Genomic DNA, 6,822 nt, shown 5'->3' with positions numbered 1-6,822 from the left:
GCATAAGAGCTACAATTAAAAATGATTGAATCTGAAAAATCATCGCAGATGACATAGAATTTCCTTATCTAATGAATTGCCCCATGAAAATATTCATGAAATTTTAATAAAATCTGTCATAACAAGATAAATTAATTTGGGCATATTATCAATACGTACCGCACCTGATATGATCTAGACAGAGAAGCGATGGGAGCACTATGTCAAACACATCACAAAATGAATTTACATCTACGGCCGATGACTCTGGATTAGGGAAGTGGGCGGTTATTGATATTGAAACAACTGGAGCGGATGCTGGAGTTGATGAAATTATCGATGTCGGTTATTTACAGTTTGATGGAGTCAAACTTATTCGCAAGTTTCAGTCCTTAGCAAGACCTTCCTTTGAGGTCTCACATTTTATTCAGAAACTGACTGGTATTACGAATAAGATGCTAAAGGATGCTCCTCTCTTTGATATGGTGGTAGGTGATATCCTTGAATTGGATGATCATCATCTTCTTGCTCATAACTCTGATTTTGAAGCAAGTTTTCTTGATTCACATTTTCAAACCCTAGATTCTCCTGAAGGTCACCACTGGGAAGACTCTCTTTACTTTCTATCGATTCTCTTTCCTCACTTAAGTTCTCTAAAGCTAGAGCACTTTATTCTTGGAATGGGGTTAGCGGATAAAGAAATGCACCGTGGTTATGAAGACTCTCTGGATCTTCTTAAAGTTATTATTGTTGCCACTCTCTTAGTGAGGGAAGATAAAGAGAAACAGGCCTTTGTGACGACTCTCTACAATAAATATCAGCTTCAAGACTATTGGTACTTTAAGTTCTTTAATCTTTATACTGATGAGTTACAAGAAATTTGTGATGCCATTGATTTTGAACCAGAGGCCCATATTGCGAAAGCACGTGAGTGGCTCTATCCAAAATTTTCTAATAACGAAGCAAGTTATGATAAGAATTTTGATCTGGATTTCAACGGTCAGAATGTTAAAAATATTTTTAGGGATGAGCCAAAAGTTCAGGAACTCTTTCCGGGATACTCTTATAGAGAATCACAAGAGTCCCTTGCTCTTAGAGTAGGGCAGTCTTTTAAAAATCATGTCCATGCTATGGTTCAGGCCCCTACTGGTACAGGGAAAACTTTAGGATACCTTATCCCATCGGCCCTCTTTTCATTAACTGAAGGTAAACAAGTTCTGGTGGCCACGGGAACTAAGACTCTACAGGCCCAGGCCATGCAAAAAGATGTCCCTGGTCTTCATAAGCTCTTGGGAGTTGATCCAAAAGACCTAAGAGTTAAACAGCTAATTGGCTCAAGCAATCACCTGTGTGAACTTCTCTTTACTCAGATGCAGGCCGAAGATGCCTTATTCTCTATGAGCGGGGCATTGAAAGATAAATTCAGTGATATGTACTTCGAATCGGTTTTCTTCCATAACGGAAGAAGTCCTCTTGAAGAGATGATCTCAAGGGGAGATTTGCCATTTCTCTTTAAAATGAAAATTGAGAACTTTAAAGATCGTGATAAGGAATTGGCCGTTGATTTTAGGGCCTGTTCTGGTTCTCAGTGTCCTTTTAAAAATGAATGTACTTATATTAGAGGATTGAGAGAAGCAAAGGATGCCCATATTATTGTTGGGAATCATGCTCTCATGTTTAGTTGGCCAAAATCATTTCCGAGACCACCCTATGTTGTTGTTGACGAGGCCCATAAAATTGAAAATGAATCGACTCGTGCCTTTACTTACGAAGTGACAGGAAGTGACTTAGAGTCGATGCAAAAACAATTACAAAACCTTCAAGGGCTAGGATCTCTTTTCTATCTTCTCAATAATAAATCAGAGGGAGAAGATCCAACTGAGATGATTGCGGAGCTAAGAACTCTTTCTATCGAAACGGCCACGACACTAAATGATCATATATTTGAGCTTCCAAATAAGTTAGAGATTATTTTTAAGAAGATGCCACGCTATACAGATCTTTATTGGAATGAATTACCAATGATTTCTAGCAGCGAGCAGGAACCATTGCGACTTGGTGTATTCCACCATCTTGAAAGTGTTTTCTATGTCTTAAAGAATGTCTATGACAAGGTTTACCCTCATATGATTCGTTGGCAGGCCACTGATATGAATGGGGAGAGTGAAGTTACTGCGTGGACTCGTTTTGAGGCCTTTACAGGAAGTCTTGAAGATCTTTTGACGGGATTAACATATCTCTTAAAAATTGAAAAACCTTCAGTTCCTTATAGTCTTTCGATGAAATTTCATCAAGATCAAGGTTTTGCTTTTTGCGCAAGTCCTGTGAATACTGGAAAGATTCTTCACGATCAGCTCCTGCAAGGAGCAGCTTCAGTTGTCTTCACATCTGCCACTCTGGCCAACGCTAAAGGTGATACTGGTACGAAGGGAATGGAGTGGGCCACGGGTTATCTCTATACTGAACCGGAAAGGCGTTTTAAGGCCGGGATGTACCTTCCTTCTGTTTATGATTACGCAAATAAGACAAAGGTTTTCCTCTGTGACGATACACCATCAATTTATGAGAGTCGCTTTGTTCCAGACGTTTTAGAAAACCTCTCTTCATTTATTGAAGATATAGGTGGAAGAACCCTGCTTCTCTTTTCTGCCAAGGCAAGATTTGAAAAGGCCGTTGAGTATCTCTTACAAAAATTTGATGGAAAACTTCCTGTCTATGTTCAGGGAATGGGATCAAATGTTGTTGAAGAATTTAAGAACTCTGGAAATGGTATCTTAGTTGGTATGGAGTCATTTGGTGAGGGAATAGATGTTCCTGGTGACTCTTTAAGCTTTGTCTTTATTGATAAGATTCCTGATCTTTCGATGGAACAAGTTGTTCGTTTGAGAAGAGAGTTCTATGAGACGAATATTGGTAACGAATTTGAGGATTACTATCTTGCCCATCGTTGTCGAAGCCTTCACCAAAAACTTGGAAGACTTTTGAGAACAGAGAATGATTCAGGGGCCGTAGTTATCGTCGATTCGCGTATTAAGAAGTGGAAGAATTCGACAATGTCTAAACTCGTTAAGCACATGGAGCCTTATCGTTTATTAAGAACCACATTGAAGGGGGCCCTTGAAGAATCTAAGGCCTTTATTGAGGACCAGAATTAATTACTGGTCCTTGTCTAGATTATTCAAGTATTTGACTTCAATTTTTGTTCCATCTCTATCTTTTATCAGATAGGGAATTGTCATATGCTGTGAGCACCAAATACGAATATCATTTTCTTGAGCTGGTGGAGCATGTGGATCAGCTGGACCATCTTCATTTCCTAAAATTTGTTCAGTTAGCTTGTACTGGATTGCATCGAGATTACTCTTTCCAACTTTTAGAGACTCACTTGTTTGCGATATTCTTTGAATGACAATATTTTTTACAGAGGGCTCTTCATTGAATTGCCAGTGATTATTACTTGTAAAAATGGTGTAATAATTCTTTCCTGTATTATCAAATTTCTTTGATCTCAAGTAGAGCATACTTGAGCAACTGGCCGAAGTTGTAATAAAGAACTTTGGATTGGTCGTAAGTTCACAATTATGTCTCTCACCATCATTATTAGTGAAAGTATAATTAATACGAGTTCGGCGCATATCAAATTCATATTTTTCATTGACCGCACTATTTCCTAGGGAGCGATTGATATCAACATATAGGGGAGTGTAGTCCTTATTGATCTTGTAAATGGTATTTATGTTGAGAAGTTCTCCTGTTGATACACGAGAGATGAGCTCACTGACAAAGGTGTAGGTCATTTCCTTCTTATCTCTAAATACTTCGAATGATTCTTCAGAATAGATATTTGTATTACGCATATAGGTATATGCGCCGCGAAATATCTTTTCTCCTTCCTTTCCGTTTCCAAAATAACTCATAGAGTTTATTATACTTAGGAATTGAACTTTAGAGAAGGGGAAGAGATGGATACAGATATTGTAATCTTTTTCAAAAGAATTTATGGATTATTAGTATCTTTTCCTTTTTGGATGCTGACATTCTTATGTAATGTCCTGGTTTTTCTCTCTTCTTTGGCCTTTTATAAACTGGAATATGGGCATAATCTAGAAGTTGATCAATTCATAGACGCTGTATGGTGGTCCTTTTCAACTATCACGACTGTGGGATATGGTGACATTACACCTGTCACATTCTGGGGTAGAGTACTCGGGATATTACTGATGATCGTTGGAACAGGTTTCTTCGTTTCTTATACGGCCCTTTTTGCAAATGCCATGTTAGGCCGAGAGGTTAGCCGTCTTGGAAGAAGGGTTTCTTTGATAAAGAAGAATGTTCAGGGAATGCAATACGATCTTCACGAAGACGAATTAGTTTTGGAAAGACAAGTCAATCATCTAAATCACACTCTAGCGCGACTAGAGAAAAGGTTAAATGATCTTGATAATAATGATAAGAAAGGCAAGAGAGATATAAACGACTAACTTTAAGAGGTAAAGATGTCATACGAATTTTACAAAATTCTACACGTATTTATGATTGTTCTATTTGTTGGATCAATCGCTATTCAATTTTTTATGGAGACTTCTCCAAAGAGCGCTAAGATTATTTCTGGTGTTTCAAGTTTCCTAATTTTTGTGGCCGGAATGGGGCTACTTGCGAGAATCGGTGTTTCACATGGTGCTGGTTGGCCAATGTGGGTAAAAGTTAAAGTTGGACTATGGTTAGCTGTTGCTGCTCTAGGGCCAATCTTAGCAAAGAGAATGAAGTCTAACCGTCAGTTTGGGTATTACGGTATTCTTGTTCTTATCTTTGTTGCTGTATTCTCTGCAATCACTAAGTACTAAATTCTATGGAAAGTGCCTGGAAGTCCTATCGGGGCCTTTGGGCCCTTTCCATTCCTTCGATAATTGCCACAATGTTAGAACCAATTAGCTCCGTCGTCGATACGGCGCTTGTCGGGCGTTTTAGCACTGAGCAATTAGCGGCCCTGGCCATTGGTGCAACTCTTATAAGTTCCTTAACTTGGATGTTTAACTTCTTAGTTCACGCACCAATACAAGGTGTCTCTGAAAAAATTGGTCAAAAGAGATTTGATGAAGTTATCTCCTTATGTAAGGTTTCTCTTTTTATGGCCTTAGGGCTTGGCCTTATTCTAATTCTTGTATTTTTACCGATTCGTTTTCATATCTATGCTTTCATGGGAGCAACAGAGAATCTTTTAAAGTATTGTGATGAGTATTTTTTTATCAGATTACTAGGACAAAGTTCCGTTCTGCTCTTTACTGTTTGCCTCGCTCTGCTAAGAGGCTTTGCTAAGGTTAGAGTGGCCATGGCCTTTATTGGGATCTCTACATTTCTTAATATTTCTCTTTCATACCTCTCGCTCTATCATTGGGACTTTGGTCTAGCAGGAGTGGCCGGTGCCACCGTATTTGGAAATACTATTGGAATGCTACTATCTTTTCTCACTTTAATAAGAATACAGGAGATCAGAGATCATTTTTGGACTCAGAAAATTATTAGAAATAATATATTTGAGCTTGGTTCAAAGGCCCTTAATATTTTTGGGCGCTCAGCATTTCTCACATTGAGCTTCTTTCTGTGTACTAAGATCGCTTCTCATATTGGGGTTGTCGAATTGGCATCACATCAAATTATCCTACAGGTCTGGCTTTTCGCCTCCTTTTTTACTGATGGAGTTGCCACGACAGGTAATATTGTTGGGGCCAGAGCACAGAGTGCTGAACAAAGAAAAGAGTTGATAGGAATATTTAATAAGCTTCTTTTTATGGGAGCAAAAATTGGACTTGTTTTTACACTCGCTTACTTCTTCTTAGATGAGCTGGTCTTACAGCGCTTTACAAGTGATCAAGAAGTTCTCAAAACAATAGCCACAGTTTGGCCATTTATAGCATTATCACAAATTCCTCTCTCCATTGCCTATGTCTATGATGGGCTTATTTTTGGATTAGGTAACTTTGCTTTTTTAAGAAAGCATATGATGATTGCCTTTTGTTTGGTCTTCACGCCGCTGGCCTTTTATTCATATAATATGAAATCCCTCATTGGGATTTGGGCCGCACTTATTGGTGTGGGAATATATCGTTTGGTATCAAATTACTTCTGTGTAAGAAATGAGTTGAGAGTTAATATATGACAAAGAAAAATAGTGGAGCTCAAGGCTTCCATGACGAGTATTGGAAAGTCAATTACCAGAACCCAGAAGAAATGGATGGGATTGGTAATGTCGAGATGCATGTGGGTTATATTAAGAACCTCTTTGGAATGGAGTATATCGATATTAGTAGTATCGTCGATCTCGGCTTCGGACTAGGACATCTCTTTGAAGGGCTACTCAAAGAATTCATTCCCTATAAAGCATTGGGAATTGAGCCTAGTGAGTTTGCTTTTAAGGAAGTCGAAAAACGAGAGATCTCTCCAGCAGACAGTACGAATTTCAAGTTACAACAAATTGATTTAGTCTCATGGTGCCAAAGCAAGAAGAAGATTAAAAGTTTTGATTTAGGGATATGCACATCTGTCTTTCAATACCTCTCTGATGAGGAAATTGAGTTTTGTTTACCTATCTTGGCCCAAAGATGTAAGTATCTTTACTTTACAGTTCCGACTGACAAAGAGCTTATTCGTCAAATAGAGGATCTCGAGTTTAAAGATGAGTACGCTATCAGAAGAAGTCGTACTAAATATCAGAAGATGATCAAGAAGCATTTTACTTTTATTTCTAGTCGAGTTTTAGAAAGTAAAGTACACTTTAACGAAGAAAATACATTCTTTACAGATTTACTATATAGATTTTAATAGAGGAGTTATCAATGGCAAATT

General features: G+C 38.2%; 6 protein-coding genes. 5 read left to right on the top strand and 1 reads right to left on the bottom strand.

Features of this window, described 5'->3' with window-relative positions:
• Window positions 1-200: 200 nt before the first annotated feature.
• The gene (locus M901_RS00030; protein ID WP_021276084.1) at window positions 201-3,134 is read left to right on the top strand and encodes a helicase C-terminal domain-containing protein; all 2,934 of its coding nucleotides are present in this window, start codon (window positions 201-203) and stop codon (window positions 3,132-3,134) included.
• On the opposite strand, the gene M901_RS00025 is transcribed toward M901_RS00030, so the two are convergent.
• Window positions 3,135-3,896 carry a hypothetical protein gene (locus tag M901_RS00025; protein WP_157679740.1) on the bottom strand — a complete coding sequence of 254 codons (762 nt, stop codon included), beginning with the start codon at window positions 3,894-3,896 and terminating at the stop codon, window positions 3,135-3,137.
• A 45-nt stretch (window positions 3,897-3,941) separates the two neighbouring features.
• Here M901_RS00025 and M901_RS16010 point away from each other — a divergent pair, with 45 nt between their 5' ends.
• The 4 genes from M901_RS16010 to M901_RS00005 are packed head-to-tail and all read left to right on the top strand — an operon-like array spanning window position 3,942 to window position 6,798.
• A complete protein-coding gene (locus M901_RS16010) occupies window positions 3,942-4,460 on the top strand; it encodes a potassium channel family protein (protein WP_021276081.1) in 519 nt (172 codons plus the stop codon).
• Between the two features lie 15 nt (window positions 4,461-4,475).
• A complete protein-coding gene (locus M901_RS00015) occupies window positions 4,476-4,823 on the top strand; it encodes a SirB2 family protein (protein WP_034719068.1) in 348 nt (115 codons plus the stop codon).
• Window positions 4,824-4,828: 5 nt separating this feature from the next.
• Complete coding sequence (locus tag M901_RS00010; protein ID WP_021276082.1) at window positions 4,829-6,136, top strand: MATE family efflux transporter; 1,308 nt, start codon at window positions 4,829-4,831, stop codon at window positions 6,134-6,136.
• Complete coding sequence (locus M901_RS00005) at window positions 6,133-6,798, top strand: class I SAM-dependent methyltransferase (RefSeq protein ID WP_021276085.1); 666 nt, start codon at window positions 6,133-6,135, stop codon at window positions 6,796-6,798. The genes M901_RS00010 and M901_RS00005 overlap by 4 nt, the downstream gene beginning before the upstream one ends.
• Window positions 6,799-6,822 lie beyond the last annotated feature (24 nt).

This window comes from Bacteriovorax sp. DB6_IX, from assembly GCF_000447775.1.
Classification (GTDB): Bacteria; Bdellovibrionota; Bacteriovoracia; order Bacteriovoracales; family Bacteriovoracaceae; genus Halobacteriovorax_A.
This window is presented reverse-complemented; position numbering and strand designations above follow the sequence as displayed.